Genomic DNA, 23384 nt, shown 5'->3' with positions numbered 1-23384 from the left:
GGAGGTGGTGTGCCCGCGAGCGTAGCCCTGCCACGGTCCTGTGGCCAGGGGTGCGTCGCCGTCGCCCCCGCGTCCCGGACGGGAGGCCCGGTGCCAGCTGGTGACGCGCCTCCAGTCCGGCGACCACCGGCGGGTACAACGGGAGCATGACGCGACGCAGCCCCGGCCACCCCGTTCCCGTGCAGCCCGGACCCGGTCAGGAGTCGGTCTGGGACTACCCGCGGCCACCGCGCGTCGAGCGCACCGGCGCCCGTGTCGTCGTGCGCCTGGGCGGGCAGGTCATCGCCGACACCACGGCGGCCCTCCGCGTCCTCGAGACGAGCCACCCGCCGGTCTACTACCTGCCGATCGCGGACTTCGCCCCCGGCGCGCTCGTGCCGACGAGTGGCTCGAGCATGTGCGAGTTCAAGGGCAGTGCGACGTACTTCGACGTGCACGGCGGCGACGAGGTCGTGCCGCGGGGTGCCTGGACGTACCGGTCCCCGTGGCAGGGGTACGGCGAGCTGCGTGACCACGTCGCCGTCTACCCGTCGCGGATGGACTCGTGCGAGGTCGCCGGCGAACGCGTGCAGGCGCAGGCGGGCGACTTCTACGGCGGCTGGATCACCGCGGACATCGTCGGGCCGTTCAAGGGCGAACCCGGGACGCTCGGGTGGTGACACCGGCTCCGTCGCCCTCGGGCACCACCCGCCGCCGGGTCGAACTCCGACTGCGCAAGCCCTGGTTCGCCTGGGGCGCGCGGCCGACCGTCACCGTCGACGGCGTCGGGCACCCCGCGCAGTGGGGCTCCGGCACCTGGGTGCTGCCGGACGAGGGCGTCGTCGAGTTCGGCGTGTACTGCATCAACCGGGGTTGGCGGTTCGGCGCGGCCGCGGTGCGGGTCGATGCCGCCACGGCGACCGGCGGCCGGATCGACTACCGCGCCGGGGTGGTGCCGATCGGGCCGGGGAGGCTCGAGGTCATCCGGAGCTGAGGCGTCGGCGCGGACGGTACCGGTCGCGGACGTCCCCTGACGGCCCCTCGGACTGGGGCGACTCCGAGCCGTTGACCGGTGACGTCGACGCTCCGTAGCGTTGCCCGGATACGACCGGAGGATCTCGATGCGCGCCGTCAGCAGCACCGTCACCACGACCGTCCGACTGGCCGCGGCGGTGCTCGCGGTCGTCCTGCTCGCCGCCCTGCTCGTGGCGCTGCGGACACCGGCCGCCAGCGCCGCACCGTCCGTCCTGTCGACCGGGCGGCCGGCCGTCGCGTCGTCGACCGACTCGAGTTCGCGGTCGGCCGCGAAGGCGGTGGACGGGAACACCGCGACACGGTGGGCGAGTGCGCGGACCGACGCGCAGTGGTTGCGCGTCGACCTGGGCCGCACGGCGACGATCTCGAGCATCACCCTGCGGTGGGAGGTCGCGTACGCGAAGGCCTACAAGCTGCAGGTGTCGGCCGACGCGAAGACCTGGACCACCGTCTCGAACGTGACCGCCGGCAAGGGCGGGGTCGTCCGGAAGGCGGTGTCCGGGACGGGCCGGTACGTCCGGATGCTCGGCGTGCAGCGCGGCACCGTCCACGGCTACTCGCTGTGGGAGTTCCAGGTGACGGGGACCCCGGTGACGCCGCCCACGCCCACCACGCCGGCACCGTCGCCTGCCGCGGGGGTGCGGGTCACCGGCTCGCAGGGGAAGTGGCAGCTGACCGTGGACGGCAAGCCCTGGCTCGTCAAGGGCGTGACGTACGGTCCCCCGGCCGCCGAGGCGTCGTCGTACATGGCGGACATCGCCGGCATGGGCGTGAACACGGTCCGGACGTGGGGCACCGACGCGTCCTCCCGTCAGCTGTTCGACGCCGCCGAGGCACACGGCATCCGCGTCGTCGCCGGCCTCTGGTTGAACCAGGACGTCGACTACGTGAACGACTCCGCGTACAAGTCGAACACGCTCGCGAGCATCACGAAGACCGTCACGAGCTACCGCGACCACCGCGGACTCCTCATGTGGGACGTCGGCAACGAGGTCATGCTCGGCCAGGGCGAGGCGCAGCGCGTCGCCTACGCCGAGTACGTCGAACAGGTCGCGAAGGCGATCCACGCCGCGGACCCGGCGCACCCCGTGACGTCGACCGACGCGACGACCGAGGCCTGGGACTTGTACCGGCAGTACACCCCGAGCCTCGACCTCTACGCGGTGAACACCTACGGCGGCATCGGCTGGGTGCAGCAGAAGTGGCGGGACGGCGGCTACACGAAGCCGTACCTGGTCACCGAGACCGGGCCGGCCGGGTCGTGGGAGGTCCCCGCGGACGCGAACGGTGTCCCGCAGCAGCCGAGCGACACCGCAGCAGCGCGCTCGTACACCGACGCGTGGAAGGCCGTGACCGCCGCTCCCGGGGTCGCCCTCGGCGCGACGATGTTCCACTACGGCGTGGAGGACGACGAGCAGGGCGTGTGGCTGAACCTCCGCACCGGTGGCCTCAAGCGCCTGTCGTACTACGCGGTGCAGCAGGCGTACGGCGGGCCGGTGACCGGCAACCGGCCGCCCGTCATCCAGCGCATCGCCGCCTCGCCCTCGACGGGTGTCGCACCCGGGTCGACGGTGACCGTGACCGCTCCGGCGGTCGACCCGGACGGCGACACCGTGACCTACCGGGTGTCGGTGACGAGCCGGTGGATCGACGGCAACGGGGCGCTCCGGCCGACGCCGGTGACGACCACGGGCGACGGGACGCTGCGCATCACCGCACCGACGACTGCCGGCAACTGGAAGCTCGCGGTGTACGCGATGGACGGGCACGGCAACGCGGGCATCGAGACTGTGACGGTGCGGGTGCGCTGAGCCTGGGCAGGCGGGAGGACGTCGGCGGCTGGACAGTCGATCGAACGGTTCCTCCGGCCGATGCCGTGCAGGATGGTGGACGTGCAGGCGGACATCGCGAGGGTGACGATCGACGGCCGGGAACAGGATCGCGACGCCGACCTCGATCACCATCAGCGGTTCGAGGTCGAGACGGACGCCGGACACCACTACGTCGTGACGCGCGACGGGTCTCCGAGCGGCTCACCGTCGGAGTGGGACGTGACGCGAGCGGACGGGAGTCCCGTGGGTCACGTGCACGGGTCCGGGTGGGCCGGGGCGGGCGACCGGGCCTACCGCTACAAGCGGACTGGTGCCTGGTTCTCCGGGGGACAGCAGCACGACCTGTGGAACGCGGTGCAGTCGCTCCTGGAGTGACCGCACCGGATCGACCGGGCGCTCAGCCCCCGCTGCCGAGGACCGCTCGCGTCCGGCGACGCTCGACGGCGAGCGGCACGTCTCGGACTTCCTGGCGTCGTGACCGCTCCCCGTGGGGAGCCGCGCTCGCTCATCGGGCAGGATGACGCACGGCACTCGACGAAGGGCAGACGTGGGCAGGCGGAGCGCGAGCACGAGCACGACAGGTGACCGCGGCGGAACGCGGTCGGTCCGTCCCGGTCAACGTCGGGCCTGGTTCCGCTTCGGTGCCGGGATCGCTGCGATCCTGGTGATCGTCGGCGTGGTCTTCGTCGGCCCGGCTGTCGTCCAGTCCTACGACGCCGACCACAAGACGACGATCACCTGCCAGGTGACGTCAGCGGAAGGCGAGATGCAGTCGACGTCCTCTCGCGGGATCGGCGGGCCGATCGCCCAGGTCGTCATCTCGACCCGCGACTGTGGGCGCCTGCTCCTGCGAGACGGTGTGACCCGGGCCAACAACGAGGAGATCGCAGCTCGGCTGGCACCACCCGGTGACTACCGGATCGAGGTCGGGACCGCCTCCTGGAACATCCGGGGCATCCTGCACGCGATCCGGCGGGACCCCTCGGCCTTCGGGTTCGCTCCGGCCCCCTGACCCGACCGGGTCGGTGAGCGCGGTCGGCGGTGTGACGGTCGGGAGGCGCGCTACCGGCCCTGAACTGGTGCCCTGCCCCGCGCTCCCCGACCGCAGGTGGCGGCTGGGCGCCGGGTCGACGCCGTCAGCTGCCGTCGGTCGCCAGCGCGGCGGGCTGCCTAGTCGGTGGTCGGCCTGCTGAACAGGTTGACGACGTTGCCGTCGGGGTCACGGACCAGTGCGGAGCGGTTGCCCCAGGGCATCGTGGTCGGTTCGAGGACGACGTCCTCGCTCGTGAGCCCGAGCTCGGCGAAAGCGCCGTCGACGTCAGCGACTTCGAACTCGATGAACACCGATCGGTTCGTCGCAGGAGTGAGAGCGCCGCCGAGCACGGCGACGGTCGCGGTGCTCGCGATCGCGAGGCTCGCGCCGGGGCCGACGAACTGCGCGAAGACCGGGGCGGGGCGCTCGGCCTGCTGGCCGGTGACCCGCTCGTAGAACGCGACGAGACCGTCGAGGTCGTCGGTGACGATGCGGATGGATGCGAACGACATGGGGCTCCTTCAGAGGCGCTGATGAGGTTGGAGCATCAGCATCACGGGTCGTCGCGACACCGTCCTGTCGGTGTTCCGCGGAAGACGTCGGCTGCCGATCAGTCGTCGACGACCGAGCGGAGTCGTCCGTACTGGATCGCGAGGTCCTCAGCGCGGAGCGCCCGCATCGGGGGCCGCTCGTCGGTGACCCGGACCGAGAGCATGCGGTCTCCACGGAACGCCCGCACGCCGTCGCGCAGCCGGCACCAGGCGATCAGGTACCACTGCCCGTCCTTCCCGATCGACCCCAACGGTTCGACGTCACGCACGGACTCCGCACCGCCGGCGTCCTGGTACCGCAGCTGCACCACACGGTCCGCACGGAGCGCCTCGGCGAACTCGATCGGCACGACCGCGTCGTCCTCGCTCTCCAGGAAGTGCACCCGGGATGCGAAGGCGCTGGCACGTGCGGCGTCCCGGTCCGGCATGACCGCGAGCATCTTCCGGGCGGCGGTCTGTGCGGCCTGCCGGAACGGGCTGTGGCGGAGCGAGCCGAGCCCGATCAGCACCGCGAGGGCTTCGTCCAGCGTGAACCCCGCCGGGCCGAGCGTTGCTGACGCGTCGATGACGTACCCACCGGTCCGGCCGGGCTCCGCCCAGATCGGCAGGCCCGACTGCTGCAACGCAGCGAGGTCCCGCTCGATCGTCCGCACGGACACCTCGAAGCGTTCTGCGAGACGACGCGCGCTCCGCGGACGCGGCGACACGGCCCGCAGTTCCTCCACGAGGCCGTAGAGACGATCGGTCCGGTTCACCGACCCATCATCCGACACATCGCATCTGCCGCGCGTCGCACGACCACACCGTTCTGGTGAGCAGGTCTCCACCCGGCTGGACGCACGGCGGCCGGGCGCTGCACGTCGCCCGCGGCGGCAGCGCGGAGTCGGGAGATCGCCGACCACTGCCCGACACGTCGGCGGTGCTCGTCGACGCCCGGGCACACTGCCTCAGCGCGGCAGCCGCGGCACCGCGTCGAGCAGCGCCCGCGTGTAGTCCGACCTGGGCGACGCCAGGACCGCACCGGTGTCGCCCTGCTCCTCGACCCGACCGCCGCGGAGGACCACGGTCGCCGCGCAGAGACGTGCGACCACCGCGAGGTCGTGCGAGACGAGCACGATCGTCATGCCGTGCTCCTCGGCGAGCCGCTCGAACAGCTCGAGGACGGCGACCCGGGTCGTCAGGTCGAGCGCGCTCACCGGCTCGTCGGCCACCAGCACCCGGGGACCGGACACCACGGCGCGGGCGATCGCGATGCGCTGTCGCTGTCCGCCCGAGAACTCGTGCGGGTACCGCCGACCGGCATCGGCGCCGAGCCCGACGTCCCGCAGCGCGGCGGCGACACGGTCGGACGCCTCCGACCCGGACGCCACCCCGAGGGAGCGCAGCGGCTCCCCCACGATGCGGTCGATGCGTTGGCGGGGGTCGAGCGACGAGTACGGGTCCTGGAACACCGGCTGCACGGCGGTGCGGAACCGACGGAGTGCGGCCCGGTCGCCGAGGTCGAGGGGCGCGCCGTCGAACGACACGGAGCCGTTGTCCGGCGCCGCGAGCCCGAGGAGCATCCGGAGCACGGTGGTCTTGCCCGCGCCGGACTCCCCCACGATGCCGAGGTGCTCGCCGGGCTGCACGGCGAACGAGACGCCGTCGAGCGCCAGGCCCGTGCCCCCCGTGCGGCGCGTGCCACGGCCGGGGTACCGGAACGTCACGTCCGACAGCTCGAGCAGCGCGGTCATCGCGGACCTCCGCGTCGGCCGTCGTCGAGCGCGTCCTGCAGCGTCCGGGCACTGCCGACGAGCCGCTGCGTGTACGGGTGGGTGGGTGCGGCGATGACGTCCCGGACGGGACCCTGCTCGACGGCACGACCGTGTTCGAGCACGAGCACCCGGTCCACGGTCCGTGCGACCACCGGCAGGTCGTGGCTGATGAACAGCAGCCCCATCCCCCGCTCGGTCACGGCCCGGTCGAGGAGGTCGAGCACCTGCGCCTGCACCGTGACGTCGAGCGCCGTGGTCGGCTCGTCCGCGATGAGGACCCGCGGCCGGCACGCGAGTGCCATCGCGATGGCGACGCGCTGCCGCTGACCGCCGGACAGCTCCCACGGGAACGACCCGGCGACGCGCTCCGGATCGGCGAGGGCGACGTCGGCGATCGCCTCGCGCACCGCGGCGCGCAGGGCCTCCCCGCGGAGTCCGCGGTGCCGCCGGAGCGGCTCGGCGATCTGGTCGCCGGCGCGCATGAGCGGGTCGAGGGCGGTCATCGGCTCCTGGAAGACGGGGGCGACGACCGAACCGCGGACGTCGCGCAGGCTGCGCTCGCGTGCGCCGATCACCTCGACGTCGCCGACGCGGACCGATCCGGTGGCGGTCAGCCCCGTCGGCAGCAACCCCATGACCGCGAGCGCGGTGAGCGACTTGCCGCTGCCGGACTCACCGACGATGCCGAGGCGGTCGCCGACGTCCACGGAGAACGAGACGCCGTCGACGAGCGGGGTGCCGTCAGCGGTGGTGATGCGGAGGTCGGTGACCTCGATGGCGGACGTCATGCGGGCCTCCCGTCCGGGTCGTCGGTGGCGGACGCGACCGGTCCGATGGCGGTGCCGACGCCGTCACCGGCGACCGGCGCACCGGCCGGGAGGCCCGGGGCGGCACCGCGCGCCGCGCGCCGTCCGCGACGGGTCGGGTCCGCGACGTCACGGAGCCCGTCCGCCAGCAGGTTCGCACCGATGACGAGGACGACGAGCGCGAGGCCCGGCGCGAGGACACCGGCGGGTGCCTCGAACGCGGTCTGTTGGGCGTCCTGGAGCATCCGCCCCCAGGACGCGTTCGGCGGCGGCGCACCGAGGCCCAGGTACGACAGGCTCGCCTCGGCGAGGACCGCGAGCCCGAACTGCAGCGCGAGGTTGACCGCGAGGGTCGGCCAGATGTTCGGGAGCACGTGCTGGGTGACGATCCGCGGCCAGGTCGTGCCGGAGGTCCGCGCCGCGGTGACGTAGTCCTGGCGGAGCACCCGTCGGGCCAGGATCCGGACGAGCCGGGCGACGACGGCGGCCATGACGAGGCCGATGGCGACGATCGCGGTCCCGAGCGACGCACCGCGCGCAGCGACGAGCAGCATCGCGACGAGCAGCGTCGGGAAGGCGATCACGATGTCGAGCACGGCGGAGAGCGTGTCGTCGAGCCAGGGCCGAGCGAAGGCCGCGGCCAGCCCGATGGCGGTGCCGAGGACACCACCGACCAGGACGGCGCCGATGCCGGTCGCGAGCGCGATGCGGGCGCCGATGAGCAGCTGCGTCGCGAGGTCGCGGCCGAGCGTGTCGGTGCCGAGCCAGTGCGCGGCACCCGGCGGCGTGAGTCGGCCGCCGGAGGTGTCGTAGAGCGAGTAGGGCAGCCAGACGAGCGAGACGACCGCGGCGACGACGACCACGCCGACGAGCACGATGCCCGTGGTCAGGGACACCGACCGGCGCGCGCTCATCGGTTCCCCGAGACGCTCGTGCGCAGACGCGGGTCGACGATGCGCTGCACCACGTCGGCGACGAAGCCGATGACGAGCACCGCGACGGTGGAGACGAGCAGGACGCCCTGGATGCTCGGGTAGTCGTGCTGCTCGATGCCGGTGATGAGCATGCTGCCGAGTCCGGGCAGGGCGAAGACGCTCTCGACGACGACCGCGCCGAGGAAGGTCGACGCGAGCTCGATGCCGAGCACCGCGATCACCGGGACGACCGCCGACCGGACGCCGTGCCGGAGGAACGCCGACGCCGTCGACGCCCCGAGCGCCCGGGCGGTGCGGATGTGGTCAGCGCCGAGGACGTCGAGCACCGCGCTCCGCACGTAGCGCGCGATCGAGGCCGTCATCACGACCGCGACGGTGATGATCGGCAGCGCGAGCGACTCCAGCGCGTCGCCCGGGTACGTCCAGTCGTCACGCGGGAAGCCGCTCGACGGCAGCAGACCCCACTGCAGCGACACCACCTGCACGAGCAGGATGCCGATCCAGAACACCGGGACCGCGATGCCGAGCTGCGTCACCCCGGAGAGCAGCACGCCGTACCAGCGGTCGGCACGGGCAGCGGCGACGAACCCGACGACGCAGGCCACGACGACGGCGATGCCGAACGCGATGAGGGTGAGCGGCACGGTGACGACCAGGCGCTGGGCGAGGTCGGGTAGCACCGGGAGCCCGCTCGTGAACGACGTGCCGAGGTCGAGGTGCAGCATCTGGCCGATCCACTGCACGAACTGCTGCGCCAGCGGGAGGTCGGAGCCGACCTCCCGCCGGGCCGCCGCGATCTGGTCCGGCGTCGCGTTCGCGGCGAGGAGCGCGTTGGCCGGGTCGCCGGGCAGGATCCGCAGGAGCGCGAACACCACCACCAGGGCAACCGCGAGCGAGAGCACGAGGATGCCGAGGCGGCGGAGGACGTACGCGGTCATGCGGGGGTGCGGATCCTGCCTGGTCGGTCGGTACTAGGAGACGGTGATGTCGGAGACGGGGAACTGCGAGTTCAGCCCGTTCTTCCAGTATCCCGTGACGTCCTTGTCCGACACGACGATCTGCGGGTACAGGTACAGCCACGCGCTCGCGGCGTCCCGCACGATCTGCTCGTTCGCCTTCCGGAGCAGGTCCGTCTGCTGGTCCTCGGACGGAGCCTGCTCGGCGTCCGTGATGTCCTTCTGGACCGCCTTGTTGTCGTACCCGAAGTAGAAGTCCGGGTTGCCGTAGAAGACGACGTCGCGGTCGTTGACGTGCTCCTGCAGCGTCGCCTCGAAGTCGTGCTGCTGGTACACCTTCGTGTACCACTCGTCGGCGCTGATCGTGTTGATGTCGACGGTCACGCCGACCTTCTTCAGCGCGCTCTGCAGGTACTGCGCGACGGCCGGGTGCGGGTCGTACGAAGGGGTGTCGAGCGTGAAGGAGAACCCGTCGGCGTGGCCGGCCTCGGCGAGCAGGTCCTTCGCCTTCGCCGGGTCGTACGCGTTGACGCTCGTCAGGTCCTCGTACCAGGGGTCGGTCGGCGGGACCATCGAGCCGTTCACGGTGCCGTAGTCGCCCCAGATCGCCTTCAGCAGGGCCTTCCGGTCGACGGCGGCCGAGATCGCCTGGCGGAGCTTCACGTCGGTGAAGGGGCCCTCCGCGTCGTTGAACGCCAGGAGTTCCTTGGTCGTGGAGTCGCCCTCGCTGACCGTGTACTTCGACTCGTCCGCGGTGAACCGGGACAGGGCGTCGGGTGACTGGATGCTCGTGATGACGTCGACCTGACCGCTGGCGAGTGCGTTCGACAGCGTGGAGGCGCTGGTGAAGTAGTCGAACTCGACCCCGCCGTTCGCGGGCTTCTCACCCCAGTAGTCGGCGAAGGGCTCGAGCGTGATCGACGAGCCGCGCTTCCAGGTGTCGAGCGTGTACGGCCCGGTGCCGTCCTCCTCGGTCTTGAGCTTCGTCTCCCCCGCGGGGACGATCCAGACGTAGGACAGGTTGTAGACGAACGAGATCGACCGCTGCGACAGGTGCACCACGACGGTCTCGTCGTCGGGGGTCTCGATCGACTCCACGACGGCCAGGCTCGACTTGCGGGAGGACTGTGAGTCCTCGGCGGTGACGCGCTCGATGGAGCTCTTCACGTCGGCGCTGGTGAGCTCCGCGCCGCTGTGGAACTGGACGCCCGTCCGGAGCGTGAACGTGTAGGTGAGCCCGTCGGAGGACGTGTCGTACGACTTCGCGAGCAGCGGCGTCACCTTGCCGTCGTCCCCGAGGCGGAACAGCCCCTCGTAGACGTTGTCCTGGAACGCCTCGTTGACGCCCTGGCCGCCGCCGTCGACGTTCGACAGGTTCGTCGGCTCGTACAGCGAGCCGATCGCCACGGTGGCGTTCCCGCCCGACGACGATCCGCCGCCCCCGGAGGACGAGCAGCCGGCGAGGGCGAGGCTGAGGGCGATGCCGGACGCGGCGAGCGCGACGATTCGGGTCTTCACGGGACTCCTGGTGCTTCGGGGGGTGTGTGGAGGCAGGGTGTGGCTGTGCGGCCGACGGCCGCGTGACGCGTCAGGCGCGGTGCGCGACGTGGCGCTCGCCCGCGTGGACGGGCACGTGCAGACGGTTCTGGAAGGGCGGGAGCGGGCAGTTGTACTGGTCGCTGAACCCGCACGGTGGCACGAACGCCTGGTTGAAGTCGAGGACGACGTCCGACTCCTCGCCGGTCGAGGACCCCTCCGGCCGCTCGACGAACAGGAAGCGGCCGGTGCCGTAGGTGCGCTCCGACTCGTCGGTGCTGCGGTTCGTCGGGTCGCCGAACACGAGCAGCAGGGTCCCGTCGTCGTCGAAGGCGCTGAGCGTGTACTCGCGGTCGCCGATCGTCGCCGTGATGTCCCCGGGGACGACGAGGTCGCGCGTGGCACCGGCGGCGTCGCGGAGGTGCTCGTACGGGATCGTCCGGCCGGGCTCGGCGGGCGTGAAGTGCGCGGTGATCCGCCACGACGGGTCGTACGGGAACACCGGGGTGTCGATGTAGGACCGGATCGCCGGGGACTCGGCGTCCCACAGGCGGTAGCCGTGCTGCGGCTCGCCGGTGTCCAGGTCGATCCGACGCACACGGGTCGCGGTGACCGTCGCCGGCTGGTCGGCGAGCGCCGCCTCGAGGTCGGGCTCCTGGCCGATCGGGAGCCACTCGGTGCGGATCAGCGCCAGGTCGCCCTGCGCGCCGGTGACCCGCTCGCGGCGGGCTGCGCGCCAGGCGTCCCAGGAGGCGGCGGCGTCGTGCGTCGTGTCGGGGTCGGTGATGCTCATCGGGGACGAGAATCGCAGAGTGGCGTTCGGTATTCCCATGCGGTCGTCACACGGGGCAACACTGCGCGTCGTCGCCTCGACGGAACGGGGAGGACGGGGACCACGCGTCCCAGTACCGCCCCGACCGCTCGGTGCTTAGAATATACGGATTGGGACGACAAGGGAGCGGAATGCTGTACCAGTCGACGTTCGAGGACCTCCGGTCGCGCATCCGCTCCGGCGAGTTCGCGGTCGGACAGCGCCTACCGTCCGAGGCCGAGCTGCTCGCGCACTACGCCGTCAGTGCGATCACACTCCGTCGAGCGCTCGACATGCTCCGGCAGGAGGGGTACGTCGCGCGGCGGCCGCGGGTCGGCACGACCGTGGTCAGCGCCGACCCTGCCGCTCGGATCCGTCCCACGGACCAGGTCGACATCGGAGTGGTGATCACCAACTTCGACGACACCTTCGGGACCCGGGTGCTCGAGGGCATGCTGGACGAGGCCGGGACCGAGACGGACGTCGTCGTCAAGCGGACCCACGGAGACCACGACGCGGAGGACGCCGCCATCCGTGCACTCGCGACGCGGGTCCAGGGGCTGGTGGTGCTGCCGAGCAGCTCCGAGTTCATCCCACCGGGGGTGCTCGAACTGCTGCCGGCCGGGTTCCCGGTGGTGATCCTCGACCGTCGGTACGAGGGCATCCCGGTCTCCGACATCTCCACTGACAACATCGGTGCCGGCGCTGCGGCGACCGAGCACTTGTTCGGTCTCGGCCACCGTCGGGTCGCGCTCGTCACGTCGGACAGCCGCGTGACGTCGAACGACGACCGGAGGCGGGGCTGGGTCGGGGCACACGCTCGCAACGACAAGGCCCTCGACGACCGGCTGGCCTTCCACGACGTCGAGTCGACGCTGCCCGGCGCCACCGACCGCCCGGAGGACGACGTCGCGAGACTGGTGGCCTTCATCGAGGCGCATCCCGAGGCGACGGCGTTCGTGGCCGGGGAGTACAACATCGCCCTGCTCCTCCGTGACGCACTCGAGCAGCTGGGCAAGCACGTGCCGGACGACGTGTCGATCGTGTGCTTCGACCACCCGGACGCGACGTTCGACCGTCACTTGTTCCGGTTCACGCACATGGCCCAGGACCAGCCCGGAGTGGGCCGACAGGCGGTCGCGCAGGTGCTGCGACAGGCACGAGGCGAGAGTGGTTCCCGGAAGATCCTCGTGCCTGCGCAGCTGGTGGCGGGCGCCTCGACCGCGCCGCCGCCTACGGGTCGAGCCGGGCGCGCAACTCGGTCGCCATCGCGGCACTGAGCTGCGTCGAGTACGGCACCGTCCCGACGGGGAGCTCGGTCCAGTCGTTCGCGGCCGGCCGGTCGAGCTCCTCCGGGAACGCCCCCCAGAGCGCGTCGGTGCTGGCACGGACGAACGCCGTCAGGGCGACGCGGTCGGCGTCCCCGTCCGGCAGCCGCTCCAGGAGGAGCCCGAGGTACCGGTAGTAGACGCCCTTGAACAACCCTTCGTCACCACCGTCGCCCTCCTGACGGAAGACGACCCCGTCGGAGAGCTCCGCGACGGCCGTCCGGGCGGTCCGGACCGCGACGGCGAGCAGGTCGTCGTCCGGACGGCGGTCCGCCAGCTCGACGGCGGCGCCGAGGTAGAGGCCCTGGTTGTACGTGAACCGCCACTGTGTGTCCACCCGCCCGTCACCCTCGCGGTTGACGCCGTCCTCGACGAACCCGTCGGAGACGTCGACCAGGTGCTCCGTCAGCCAGTCGAACGCCGTGTCGGCGTACCGGACGAACCGGTCGTCCCCGGTGGTCCGGTGCAGTCGCGCGCCGAGGATCACGAGCGGACCGTTGGCCGGCGTGTTCTTGTACGCGAGCTGCTGCTTGCGCCAGGCCAGGCTCGTGCCTCCGGCGTCGTTCCAACCGTGTTCGACCACGTGGTCGAACAGGGCGACTGCGTCGTCGAGGTACTGCCGTTCCCCTGTCGCGTCGTGGAGTCGCAGGGTCGCGAGCGCGAACCAGAGCATGTCGTCGAAGTAGTCGTTGAACAGCGACCCGCCGTTGCGCTCCACGATGTTCCGGTGCACGGAGCGCGCCTGCTCGAGCCGCGCCGGGTCGCCGGTGCGCTCGTACGCGTCGAGCCGCACGTCGATGAGGTGCGCCAGCCACCAGTAGTTGAACGTGCTGTCGTCGGCGTCCTCGACGGGCCAGGCGTTGTGCAGGAACTGCGGCCACGGCGCTCCGTAGAGCCGCTCGATGCTGTCCTGGATGCGGTCGGCGCGGTCGGCCCAGAGGCCGGTCAGGGTGTCGGTCACTTGCGGTTCTCCTGGAGGATGCGGTCGCCCTGCTTCGCTGCCTGCGCGAGCGCCTGCTCCGCGGTCAGCTGGCCGGACATGAACTTCTCGAGCGCCGGGGTGAGGGCCTTGCCCTCGACGTCGCTGTAGCCGGGGACGTCCGGCCGGACGGAGGCGTAGTCGAGCGTCTTCACGAAACCGGCGTACCGCGGGTCGTCGGTGAAGAAGGGGTCGTTCGCAGAGGAACGGTTCGCCGGGATCCACCCGGAGACTTTCGCGAAGTCGACGCCGTTCTCGGCCTTGGTCGCCCACCACTTCTCGAACGCCCAGGCGCCGTCGGCCTGCTGCGCCCCGGTCGGGATGACGAGGCCGAACCCGCCCATCACGGCGCCCTTCTCCCCGCTCGGCCCGGCGACCGGCTCGGTGACCCCCCACTTGAGTCCGTCGGCCTCGTCGAGGTTCGGGACGTCCCACGGTCCGTCGTACTTCATCGCTGCCTGGCCAGCCGCGAACACGTCGTTGCTGTCGCCGAAGCCGTTCGTGTACACACCGTCGTCCATCAGGCTCTTCCAGAAGTCGAGCACCTCGATCCCCTGGGGGCTGTCGAAGGCCGTCTTCGTGCCGTCCTTCGTCAGGAGCTGCCCGCCGGCCTGCTGGAGCCACATCGAGAACAGGCCCGGGTCGTTGAGCATGAAGCCGGACTGCTGCAGCTTGCCGCCCTTCCTCTCGGTCAGCTTCTGCGCGTCGCTCTTGAGTTCGTCCCAGGTCGTGGGCGGCTCCAGTCCGGCCTCCGCGAACAGGTCTTCGTTGTAGACGAGCGACCGGTTGTCGACCAGCAGCGGCAGGCCGTAGAGCTTGCCGTCGTGGCGCATCTCCGACAGCGCCTGCGGGTAGAACTCGTCCGTGTCCACGCTGTCGTCGGCGACCCGGTCGTCGATGGCCTGCAGCGCTCCCTTCGGCGCGTAGAGCGAGGTCTGGTAGCGGTCCCAGAGCACGAGGTCGGGGACCTTGCCGCCCGCGATCGCGGTGAGGAGTTTCTGCTCGACGAGTTCCTGCGGGACGTACTTGACCGTGTACTTGCTCTGCGCCTTGTTGAAGGCGCTGGTCATGGTGTCGATCTGGTCGACCTGGTCGCCCGACCAGGAGCCCCACATGGTGACCTCCTGTCGGCCGTCGGCGCCGGTGGCGCCGGACGACCCGGAGGAACAGCCCGTGAGGACGAGTGCGGCTGCGGCGAGCGCTGCGGCCGCGCTGAGGAGACGACGTGACGTCATTGTCGTGTGCTTTCTGGTGCGTGGGGTACCGGACGGATCCGGCGTCCCCGGGGTTGGCGGGAGGACTTACTTGTTGCCGGCGTGCGCGATGCCCTCGATGATCCAGCGCTGCGCGAAGATGAACACGACCAGCACCGGGAGCATCGTGATGATCGTCCCGGCCATGAGCGGGCCGTAGTTCGTCGTGTAGTTGTTCACGAACCCCGCGAGTCCGACCTGGACGGTCATCATCTTCGGGTCGTTGAGGACGATCAGCGGCCAGAGGAAGTTGTTCCAGCCGGCCTGGAAGCTGAGCAGGCCGAGGACGGCGAGCCCGGCCTTCGTCAGCGGGAAGTAGATGAGCGCGAAGATGCGGAACTCACCCGCACCGTCGATGCGCGCTGCTTCCCCGAGCTCGTCGGGCAGCGACTCGAAGAACTGCTTCATGAAGAACACCGCGAACGCACCGGCGGCGCCGGGGACGATGACCGCCCAGTAGGTGTTGATGAGCCCGAGGCCGCCGTTGCCGCTGAGGTCGTTCCCACCGAGCAGGGGGAAGTGCCGGAGGATGAGGAACGTCGGGATCATCGTGACGATGCTGGGCACCATGAGCGAGGACAGGAACGTGAAGAACACCGCCTGGCGTCCGGCGAACCGCAGCTTCGCGAGGGCGTACCCGGCGAGGGAGCCGAAGAACAGGTTCGCGACGGCTCCCCCGACGCCGAGGACGAGCGAGTTGACGAAGTAGCGGCCGTACGGGACGGTCGTCACCGCCTGCACGTAGTTGTCGATGGTGGGGCGCTGTGGGATCAGCGACAGCGAGTGCGCGAGGATCTCGCCGGCCGGCTTGAGCGAGGTCGCGAGCGTCCAGATGAGCGGTGCGACCGTGACGACGCTGACCAGGCAGACCCCGACCCACCAGGCGATCGTCTTCGTCCGCTTGACGGCCGCAGCACGGCGTCGCTGCTGGTGACGGTCCCGCTCGCTGACGGTGCCGGACGGGGGAAGGGTGGCTGTGGCGGTCATCGTTCGGTGTCCCGGTTCGTGAGGCGGGCGTTGACGAGGGAGAACGCGAGGATGATCACGAACAGGATGAACGACAGCGCGGACGCGTAGCCCATCTGCAGCGACCCGAACCCGCGGTCGTAGATGTAGTAGACGATCGTCACGGTCGAGTTCCCGGGTCCGCCCTTGGTCAGCACGTACGCCTGGTCGAAGACCTGGAAGGCGTTGATGATGAGCAGGGTGGAGACGAGGAACGTGGTGCGGCGGATGCCCGGCAGGACGACGTACCGGAAGACCTGCCACGCGTTCGCGCCGTCGAGCCGGGCGGCTTCGCGGAGGTCCGGTGAGACGCCCTGCAGACCGCCGAGGACGATCATCATGTTCCCGCCGAAGCCCGCCCAGACGCTCATCATGACGATCGCGAACATCGCCCAGTGCGAGTCGTACAGCCACGCCGGTCCGTTGATGCCGAACCAGCTCAGGGCCTCGTTGAGGAGACCGTGCTGGGGGTTGAGCACCCAGTACCAGACCGTCGCGGTCGCCACGGTCGACGAGACGACCGGGATGTAGAACAGCGTGCGGAAGACGCGGACCGCCCGGCCACTGCGGTTGAGCAGCAGGGCCGTGGCGATGGCGATGACCAGACCGAGCGGCACGTAGAGCACCGTGTACAAGACGGTGTTCCCCAGTGCCGTCCAGAAGAACGGGTCGGATGCGATGTCGACGTAGTTGTCGAAGCCGGTCCACGTGAGGGGGCCGATGACGGCGTAGTCGCTGAGGCTGACGACGGCCGCGATGACCACGGGCAGCGCCGTGAAGAGCACGAACAACGCTCCCGGCAGCGCGAGGAACAGCCAGGCGGCGCGGGTCTGCTGCTTCCGGGTCGCACTGACGCCGCTCCCCCGTTCCGTCCGCCGTCGCTTCGGCTGCTCGGCGGTGAGGGCGTCGTCCGCTTCGCTCGCGACGACGGCCTGCTCCTCCGGCGTGGTGACGACGCTCATCGTGCACTCCGTTCCGGCTCCGGTACCGGCGTGGCTGCGGTCCGGAGTCCCGCGAGGTCGAGCACGAACTCGCAGAACATCGCGTTGGCCCAGGAGAACCAGGGGCGCGTGTACTCGGTGGGGTCGTCGACGTCGAACGACTCGTGCATGAGCTGCGTGCCCGCGTGGGTCGTACAGAGCTGCCGCAGGAGTCCGGCGCGCTCGTCGGGGTCGGTGGCGGTGAGCCCCTGCACGGCGAGCGCGATCGGCCAGACGTTGCGTCCCGGGGTGTGCGGGCTGCCGATCCCGCTCCCGATCGCGCCGCGGAACCAGTACGGGTTCGTCGGCGACAGGACGGCGGCGCGTGTGCGTCGGTAGAGCGGGTCGTCGCGGTCGCACCACCCGAGCATCGGCAAGGCGAGGAGACTCGGCACGTTGGCGTCGTCCATGAGCAGGACGTTCCCGGTGCCGTCGACCTCGTAGGCCAGGACCACGCCGTGGTCCGGGTGGTCGACGATGCCGGAGGAACGGATGGCCGCGTCGATCTCGTCGGCGAGTGCAGTCGCCCGACGAGCCAGCTCGTCGTCGGCGAAGACGGCGCTGGCGAGCACGGCGACGTGCCGGAGCTCCGCGACGGCGAACGCGTTGCCCGGGATGTTGTAGCCGAGCGTCGTGGCGTCGTCGCTCGGTCGGAACGCGCTCCAGGTCAGTCCGGTGCGGACGGTCACCGGTCCACGGCCGTCGCGGACGAGGGTGTCGCTCGGCAGCAACGGGTCGGGCCGTTCGAACCGGTAGGGCGAAGCGGTCTCGTGGTCCTGTTCGACCGTCCACAGGTCGATGGCCGTGGTGGCGACCTCGGCGAACCGCGCGAGGTGGTCGGTCCGCCCGGTGCGCTCCCAGAGGTCGTACGCGAGTCGGATCGGGTAGCAGAGCGAGTCGATCTCGTACTTGCGCTCCCACACCCACGGGTCCATGGCGGTGACGTCGTCGGCGTGCCCTGCGCCGTCAGGCGCACGGTTGAAGGCGTTGGCGTAGGGGTCGACGAGGACGTACTCGAGCTGCCGGCGAGAGACCGAGGCCACGGTGTCCGCCAGCGCCGCGTCCTCGCCGACGAAGTGCAGGTAGGGCGTGAGTTGGGCGGTCGAGTCGCGCAGCCACATCGCCGGGATGTCGCCGGTGACCATGAAGGTCGTCCCGTCCGACATCGTCGTCATCGTCGTCGACAGGGTGTTCGCGAAACAGTTCGCGAACAGTGCGCCGACCTCGGGCCCCATCCGGTCTTCGACCTGTCGGGCGACCCGGCCCACCAGGTCTGCATGCATCTGAGCCACGTTGCTCCCCTGACTTCCGCTGGTACTGCCTCAACTATATTCATCAGCCCGATCCACGCAAGAAGTAGTTCAAGTATACTTTTTGCGCCTGCGCAGGGCAGGGCGGATCAGCTCGGATCGAAGGAGATCCCATGCAGCACAGACTCGTCGGCCTGCTCGTCGCCGGCGCCGTGGCCACGACGGCGCTCACCGGCGTCGGCCTCGCGACCGACCCTGGTCGGGCCTCCGCCCTGACCACCGACCAGGCGACCGCCGCCTACGACGCCTTCATCGCCACCTACTGGGATCCGGACACGGAGTACTTCACGACGTACAGCGACCGGCAGGTCCACCAGGAGCACGCCGTCGGGCCGCAGGGAGGGCTCTACACCGACTACTGGTGGGAGGCCCAGAACTGGGAGGCGGTGATGGACCGGTACGCACGCACCCACGACGCGGCGAGCCGCCGGATGATCGACGACGTCTTCGACGGGTGGCGGACCGCGTACCCGGACTTCCGGCAGAACGACTGGAACGACGACATGGGCTGGTGGGCGCGCGGTGCCGTCCGCGCGTACGAACTCACCGGGGAGCAGCGGTTCCTCGACGAGGCCGAGGCTATCTTCGGGTACATCGCGCAGTACGAGGACACCACCTACGGGGGCGGCATCTGGTGGAAGAACGTCGACGTGGGCGACGGGAGCAGGAACGAGAAGAACGTCGCGACGAACGGCACCGCCGTCCAGACCGCGCTCCGGCTCTACGCTGCCACCGGGGACACCACCTACCGCGACACCGCAGAGCGCATCTTCACCTGGCTGCAGGGCCAGTTCGACCGCAACGGACACATCCGTGACCACGTGAGCGGGACCGGGCAGTTCACCGACTACGACTGGACGTACAACCAGGGCCAGTACGCCGGCGCAGCCCTGCAGATGTACCTGCTCACGCACGACCAGCAGTACCTGACCACCGCCACACGGGCGGTCGACTGGGCGATCGCGAACCTCACGGTCGCGGGCACCTTCGTGAACGAGGGTTCGAGCGACACCCAGGGGTTCAAGGCGATCCTGACCCGGGACATCCGGGACCTCATCGACGATGCCGGGCAGACGCAGTACGAGTCCGTGCTCACCGCGAACGCTTCACAGGCCGCCGCACACGTCTCCCCCGAGGGCATCGGCGGCCCGGACTGGACCGCGCCGACGCCGTCGATCGGCACGACGCCGCAGCAGTCCCTCGCGGCCTCGGCCACCGTCGCAGTGCTGCAGCAGGCCGTCCCGGACGGCTCGACCTCGGTGGTGCAGGGCGACGGCGTGTACCAGGCGGAGAACATCGACCACCCGGGCATCCCGACCGAGGCGTCGAACGCCGGGTACACGGGGCGGGGGTACCTCGCCGGATGGAACGCGGTGGGCACGACGGCGACCGCGCACGTGAACGTCACCTCCGCAGGGAGCCACACGCTCACCTTCCGGTACGCCGCGGCTGCCGGCACCGCGACCAGGACGGTCAGCATCGGAGGCGGGACGCCCGTCGTCGCGACCTTCCCCGCGACCGGGTCGTGGTCCACCTGGGCGACGGTCACCGTGCCCGTGCAACTCGGCGCTGGGTCGAACGCGGTGGCTGTCTCCTGTGCCTCGAGCAGCGGCGACTACCTGAACCTCGACCGGGTGACCGTCTCGCTCTGACCGAGCGGCGCCTCGGGGCGACGACGACGCCGGGACCGGCGAGAGGCCCCCACTCGTCAGGGTGGGGGCCTCTCGCATCGGCGACCCGACCGGGATCCGCACCCGCATCACCGCCGTGGGGAGGCAGCGTCCCGGGCGGTCGGCTGGAGTTCCACAGGCTCAGCCCGCGGCGCCTCCCGGCGTCAGGACGTCCGGCCCCGAGGTCCGCCGGTGACGACCTCGGCGGTCGAACGGATCGCGTCGGCGATCGGGCGGACCCCGTGCGCCAACTCGACGCTGTCGAGTTCGCCGCGGGCGAGCATGGTCCGCACCACCGAGACACACATCGCGACGAGCACCGGCGCGACGACGGCGCTGCTCTCCGCGGTCGACCCGCGGCGGAGGAGGAGGTCGGTGACGGACACGGCTGCGGTCCGCACCGACGCCTTCCAGAACGGCCGGAACTCGTCGAGGAGCTCCGGGAACCGGACGAACACCTCGCGACGCAGGTCCGTGTTCGTGCTGTCGACCTGACGGCCGAGGACGGCGACGACGATGGCCACCACGGCGTCGACGACGTCGGCGGGGAGCTGGTCCAACTCGTCCGCGGTCAGCGCACGCGCTGTCCCTGGGATCACCCCGGCGATCGCCGCTTCCTTGTTCGGGAAGTAGTTGAAGAACGACCGTGGCGAGATGTCGGCCTCACGCGCGATGGCGTCGATCGTCAGACCGTCGATGCCGGCGTCGAGGCTCCCGACACGCGCTGCCAGGATGATCCGACGGCGCGTCTCCTCCCGCTTGCGTTCACGCAGTCCGACCGGCGCCGGGGCCGGTTCGCCGTCCAGCGCAGCGGTCTCCCCCACCGTTCCGTCTCCTTCACCGCGGGGGGTCACGACAGCGCAGCGAGCAGTCGTGCGAGGTCCTCGAGATCCGTGCGCGGCCAGGTCACGAGCCGCTCGCGGAAGGCTGAGCGGGCACTGGCCCGGATGCGCTGGACCCGCTCGACGGCGTCGGGCGTGGCGCGGACGACGACCGCACGGCGATCGACCGCGTGCCGTTCCCGCGTGACGAGCCCGAGCGCCTCGAGCGCGCTGAGTTGACGACTGAGGGCGGTCTTGTCGTACCCGAGCGCCTCCGCGAGTTCGCCCGCTCCGGTGCTGCCGTTGATCACGACCTCGAGGAGGACCCGGTAGCCGGCCGGCTGCAGCTCCATCTGAGCGGCCTGCTCGCGCATCGTGCGCCGGGTCGAGCCGGCCAACGCCAGGAACTGCCGTTCGACGCCGGCGATCGCGCGTTCGGTCGCATCGAGGGCCGAGTCCTCGGCGGACGTCCGCAGGGGGTCCGTGGCCGCGTCGGTCATCACATCAGTGTCGGGCACGCCGCTCGCCGCCGTCCTGGGAGTCCGCCGACTGAATCGTCGGGTTGGACCCGGTGACGGTGCCGACGCCGGCGAAGTCCTCGGCAGCACCGGCGACCGGTCCAGCGTCGGTCGAGCGCTCGGCGACGGTCTTCGTGGTGAGCGGCACGTTCGGCATGAAGGCGATCGCCAGGACGAGCAGGACCGCGATCGGGGCGGCGATGAGGAAGATCTCGGCGACGCCCTGGCCGTACGCCGACTCGATGATCTGACGTACGCCCTTCGGGAGCGAGCTGACGGCGGGGATGCTGCCGGACGACAGCTCCTTCGCGACGGCGGCGCCCTTCTCGCCGAGCGCGGCGATCGCCCTCGTCAGGGCGTCCTGCTTGTCGCTGATGGCGTCCGCCACGCGGGTCCCGAGGACCGTTCCGAGGACCGAGACGCCGATCGCGCCGCCCAGGGAGCGGAAGAACGCGACGCCGGAGGAGGCAGCGCCGATGTTCCTCGGTTCGGTCGTGTTCTGCACCACCAGGACGAGGTTCTGCATGACGAGTCCGACGCCGCTCCCCATGACGAACATGTAGACCGCGACGACGACGTACTGCGTGTCGTACGCGATGGTCCCCATGAGACCGAGTCCGACGACGAGGGCGACCGAACCGATGAGCATGATCGGCTTCCACTTGCCTGTCCTAGTCACCAGGGCACCACCGACGGTCGAGGCGATGAGCAGACCGGCGATCATCGGGATCGTCAGCAAGCCGGACTGCGTCGGGGTGGCACCACGGGCGAGCTGCATGTACTGCGCCAGGTAGACGGTGGCGCCGAACATCGCGATGCCGACGGCGATGGAACCGATGACCGCCATCGTGAACGTGCGGCTCCGGAAGAGCGTCATCGGGATGATCGGCTCCTCCGCGCGGAGCTCGATGAAGACGGTGGCCGCGAGCAGGACGGCCGCACCGATGACCATCACGAACGAGGTGGGCGAGACCCAGTCGAAGTTCTTGCCGGCGAGGGTGACCCAGATGAGCAGGAGCGAGACGCCGCCGGCGATGGTCGCGATGCCGAGGTAGTCGATGGAGACCTTGCGCTCCGGCAGGGTCCGGAGCTTCAGGGTGACCTGCAGCAGGATGATCGCCGCGACCGCGAAGGGCACGCCGACGAAGAAGTTCCAGCGCCACCCGAGCGTGTCGGTCAGCAGTCCGCCGAACAGCGGGCCGCCGACGGTGCCGACGGCCATCACCGCGCCGAAGTAGCCGCCGTAGCGGCCGCGCTCACGCGGGCTGATGATGTCGGCCAGGATGATCTGGCTGAGGGCGGTGAGACCACCGGCACCGAGACCCTGCACGACTCGGAACGTGATGAGCGTGCCGGGGTTCTCCGAGAACCCCGCGAGCGCAGAGCCGAGGACGAAGATCACGAGCGAGAGCTGGATGAGCAGCTTGCGGTTGAAGAGGTCGGCGAGCTTGCCCCAGACCGGCGTCGAGACGGTCGTGGCGAGGAGCGTCGAGGTGACGACCCACGTGTAGGCGCTCTCGCCGCCGCCGAGGTCACCGATGATCTTCGGCAGGGACGTGCTGACGACGGTCGACGCGAGGATCGCGACGAACATGCCGAGCAGGAGCCCGGAGAGCGCTTCGAGGACCTGTCGGTGGGACATGGCCGCCGGTTCGGTCGGGTGCAGCTGTGCTGCTGCGGCATCGGGACGGGACATCGTGACTCCAGGACGAGGGATGCCGCACTGCACCCGAATGATTGACGACGGTCAACTATGTCCGTTTGGTTGCTGTTTGTCAACCAATGCCCACTGGCGGGGCACACCTACCGGGCGTCCCGATGAGTGGGGAGCTGGACGTCCTCATCGACGGCGCGAGGTGACCGTCCATCGGATGCTCGTCGTTCGACGGGCCGAGGGTGCGAGTGCACTGCGCCGGCCCAGCACCTCGAGTTCCGCGAGGTGCGCGTCGGGACGAAGACCCTCGAGCGCGGCGATCCGCTCGGCGACGGGTCGCTGCAGCCAGACCTGGCCCGGTGACCGTCCTCGCGGAGACGGTCGATCACCGGGTGGCTCCTTTCCGCTGCCTCGCGGCTAGCCGGGGCTACCTGCTGCTGAGCCGAGCCGGTCAGGAGCTGTCGTCATCTCCCCGACTCCCCGCCGAGCGCCTGTCGTACAGTCCCGGTCGGAACTGGCCAGCTGAGTTGACCGGGCACGGGTACACGATCAGCAGCGGCTCCGATCTGCGCCCGAGCAAGGTCGTAGTCGCCGATGCGCATGTCGACGACGGTAGTTGTGGCAGCTAGGCCCGACGC

23 protein-coding genes are annotated in these 23384 nt (G+C 70.6%); 7 read left to right on the top strand and 16 right to left on the bottom strand.

The window, feature by feature from the left end; genetic code table 11:
* Positions 1-146: 146 nt before the first annotated feature.
* The 5 genes from DEJ32_RS11550 (at position 147) to DEJ32_RS11530 (ending at position 3858) form a co-directional block, all read left to right on the top strand.
* A complete protein-coding gene (locus DEJ32_RS11550; protein ID WP_110890381.1) occupies positions 147-659 on the top strand; it encodes a DUF427 domain-containing protein in 513 nt (170 codons plus the stop codon).
* Positions 656-973: a hypothetical protein gene (locus DEJ32_RS11545; protein ID WP_146234147.1), complete on the top strand. Its 318-nt coding sequence runs from the start codon at positions 656-658 to the stop codon at positions 971-973. The genes DEJ32_RS11550 and DEJ32_RS11545 overlap by 4 nt, the downstream gene beginning before the upstream one ends.
* A 127-nt stretch (positions 974-1100) precedes the next feature.
* The gene (locus DEJ32_RS11540) at positions 1101-2825 is read left to right on the top strand and encodes a discoidin domain-containing protein (protein WP_110901378.1); all 1725 of its coding nucleotides are present in this window, start codon (positions 1101-1103) and stop codon (positions 2823-2825) included.
* A gap of 81 nt (positions 2826-2906) precedes the next feature.
* The gene (locus tag DEJ32_RS11535) at positions 2907-3221 is read left to right on the top strand and encodes a hypothetical protein (protein ID WP_146234146.1); all 315 of its coding nucleotides are present in this window, start codon (positions 2907-2909) and stop codon (positions 3219-3221) included.
* A 289-nt stretch (positions 3222-3510) separates the two neighbouring features.
* Positions 3511-3858: a hypothetical protein gene (locus DEJ32_RS11530; protein ID WP_146234145.1), complete on the top strand. Its 348-nt coding sequence runs from the start codon at positions 3511-3513 to the stop codon at positions 3856-3858.
* Between the two features lie 158 nt (positions 3859-4016).
* On the opposite strand, the gene DEJ32_RS11525 is transcribed toward DEJ32_RS11530, so the two are convergent.
* The 8 genes from DEJ32_RS11525 to DEJ32_RS11490 form a co-directional block, all read right to left on the bottom strand.
* Positions 4017-4391, bottom strand: a complete 375-nt coding sequence (locus DEJ32_RS11525) for a VOC family protein (protein WP_110901376.1) — start codon at positions 4389-4391, stop codon at positions 4017-4019.
* 98 nt (positions 4392-4489) lie between these two features.
* Positions 4490-5185 (bottom strand): YafY family protein, encoded by a 696-nt coding sequence (locus DEJ32_RS11520; protein WP_110890388.1) that lies wholly within the window; start codon positions 5183-5185, stop codon positions 4490-4492.
* Between the two features lie 192 nt (positions 5186-5377).
* Entirely contained in the window at positions 5378-6163 is a 786-nt protein-coding gene (locus tag DEJ32_RS11515; protein WP_110901375.1) for an ABC transporter ATP-binding protein, read from the bottom strand.
* A complete protein-coding gene (locus tag DEJ32_RS11510) occupies positions 6160-6972 on the bottom strand; it encodes an ABC transporter ATP-binding protein (protein ID WP_110890393.1) in 813 nt (270 codons plus the stop codon). The genes DEJ32_RS11515 and DEJ32_RS11510 overlap by 4 nt, the downstream gene beginning before the upstream one ends.
* Positions 6969-7904: an ABC transporter permease gene (locus DEJ32_RS11505; RefSeq protein WP_110901374.1), complete on the bottom strand. Its 936-nt coding sequence runs from the start codon at positions 7902-7904 to the stop codon at positions 6969-6971. Before DEJ32_RS11505 ends, DEJ32_RS11510 begins: the two co-directional genes overlap by 4 nt.
* Positions 7901-8863, bottom strand: coding sequence for an ABC transporter permease (locus DEJ32_RS11500; RefSeq protein WP_110823564.1), 963 nt, complete (start codon positions 8861-8863; stop codon positions 7901-7903). The genes DEJ32_RS11505 and DEJ32_RS11500 overlap by 4 nt, the downstream gene beginning before the upstream one ends.
* Positions 8864-8896: 33 nt before the next feature.
* Complete coding sequence (locus DEJ32_RS11495) at positions 8897-10399, bottom strand: ABC transporter substrate-binding protein (protein WP_258369029.1); 1503 nt, start codon at positions 10397-10399, stop codon at positions 8897-8899.
* Between the two features lie 70 nt (positions 10400-10469).
* Positions 10470-11210: a DUF1684 domain-containing protein gene (locus DEJ32_RS11490; RefSeq protein ID WP_110901373.1), complete on the bottom strand. Its 741-nt coding sequence runs from the start codon at positions 11208-11210 to the stop codon at positions 10470-10472.
* Between the two features lie 170 nt (positions 11211-11380).
* On the opposite strand from DEJ32_RS11490, the gene DEJ32_RS11485 reads away from it, so the two are divergent.
* Entirely contained in the window at positions 11381-12508 is a 1128-nt protein-coding gene (locus DEJ32_RS11485; RefSeq protein ID WP_110890397.1) for a GntR family transcriptional regulator, read from the top strand.
* Here DEJ32_RS11485 and DEJ32_RS11480 read toward each other — a convergent pair.
* From DEJ32_RS11480 to DEJ32_RS11460, 5 genes are all read right to left on the bottom strand, one after another.
* A complete protein-coding gene (locus tag DEJ32_RS11480; protein WP_110901372.1) occupies positions 12462-13517 on the bottom strand; it encodes a glycoside hydrolase family 76 protein in 1056 nt (351 codons plus the stop codon). The two genes, DEJ32_RS11485 and DEJ32_RS11480, sit on opposite strands and share 47 nt — an antisense overlap.
* Entirely contained in the window at positions 13514-14770 is a 1257-nt protein-coding gene (locus DEJ32_RS11475) for an ABC transporter substrate-binding protein (protein ID WP_110890399.1), read from the bottom strand. Before DEJ32_RS11475 ends, DEJ32_RS11480 begins: the two co-directional genes overlap by 4 nt.
* Before the next feature lie 66 nt (positions 14771-14836).
* Positions 14837-15775 (bottom strand): carbohydrate ABC transporter permease, encoded by a 939-nt coding sequence (locus DEJ32_RS11470; protein WP_110901371.1) that lies wholly within the window; start codon positions 15773-15775, stop codon positions 14837-14839.
* On the bottom strand, positions 15772-16755 hold the full coding sequence (locus DEJ32_RS11465; RefSeq protein ID WP_110901370.1) for a carbohydrate ABC transporter permease: 984 nt from the start codon (positions 16753-16755) through the stop codon (positions 15772-15774). The genes DEJ32_RS11470 and DEJ32_RS11465 overlap by 4 nt, the downstream gene beginning before the upstream one ends.
* Positions 16752-18056 (bottom strand): glycoside hydrolase family 125 protein, encoded by a 1305-nt coding sequence (locus tag DEJ32_RS11460; RefSeq protein ID WP_110901369.1) that lies wholly within the window; start codon positions 18054-18056, stop codon positions 16752-16754. Before DEJ32_RS11460 ends, DEJ32_RS11465 begins: the two co-directional genes overlap by 4 nt.
* Before the next feature lie 140 nt (positions 18057-18196).
* Here DEJ32_RS11460 and DEJ32_RS11455 point away from each other — a divergent pair, with 140 nt between their 5' ends.
* The gene (locus DEJ32_RS11455) at positions 18197-19735 is read left to right on the top strand and encodes a glycoside hydrolase family 76 protein (protein WP_110901368.1); all 1539 of its coding nucleotides are present in this window, start codon (positions 18197-18199) and stop codon (positions 19733-19735) included.
* Positions 19736-19917: 182 nt separating this feature from the next.
* Here DEJ32_RS11455 and DEJ32_RS11450 read toward each other — a convergent pair whose 3' ends face one another.
* Genes DEJ32_RS11450 through DEJ32_RS11440 form a run of 3 tightly spaced genes read right to left on the bottom strand, consistent with a single transcriptional unit; the run spans position 19918 to position 22788 of the window.
* Positions 19918-20577 (bottom strand): TetR/AcrR family transcriptional regulator, encoded by a 660-nt coding sequence (locus DEJ32_RS11450; protein ID WP_146234144.1) that lies wholly within the window; start codon positions 20575-20577, stop codon positions 19918-19920.
* A gap of 26 nt (positions 20578-20603) precedes the next feature.
* Positions 20604-21074 (bottom strand): MarR family winged helix-turn-helix transcriptional regulator, encoded by a 471-nt coding sequence (locus tag DEJ32_RS11445; protein ID WP_146234143.1) that lies wholly within the window; start codon positions 21072-21074, stop codon positions 20604-20606.
* Positions 21075-21078: 4 nt separating this feature from the next.
* Entirely contained in the window at positions 21079-22788 is a 1710-nt protein-coding gene (locus DEJ32_RS11440; RefSeq protein WP_375232104.1) for an MDR family MFS transporter, read from the bottom strand.
* Positions 22789-23384: the final 596 nt, after the last annotated feature.

Source organism: Curtobacterium sp. MCPF17_046, from assembly GCF_003224295.1.
GTDB lineage: Bacteria > Actinomycetota > Actinomycetes > Actinomycetales > Microbacteriaceae > Curtobacterium.
This window is presented reverse-complemented; position numbering and strand designations above follow the sequence as displayed.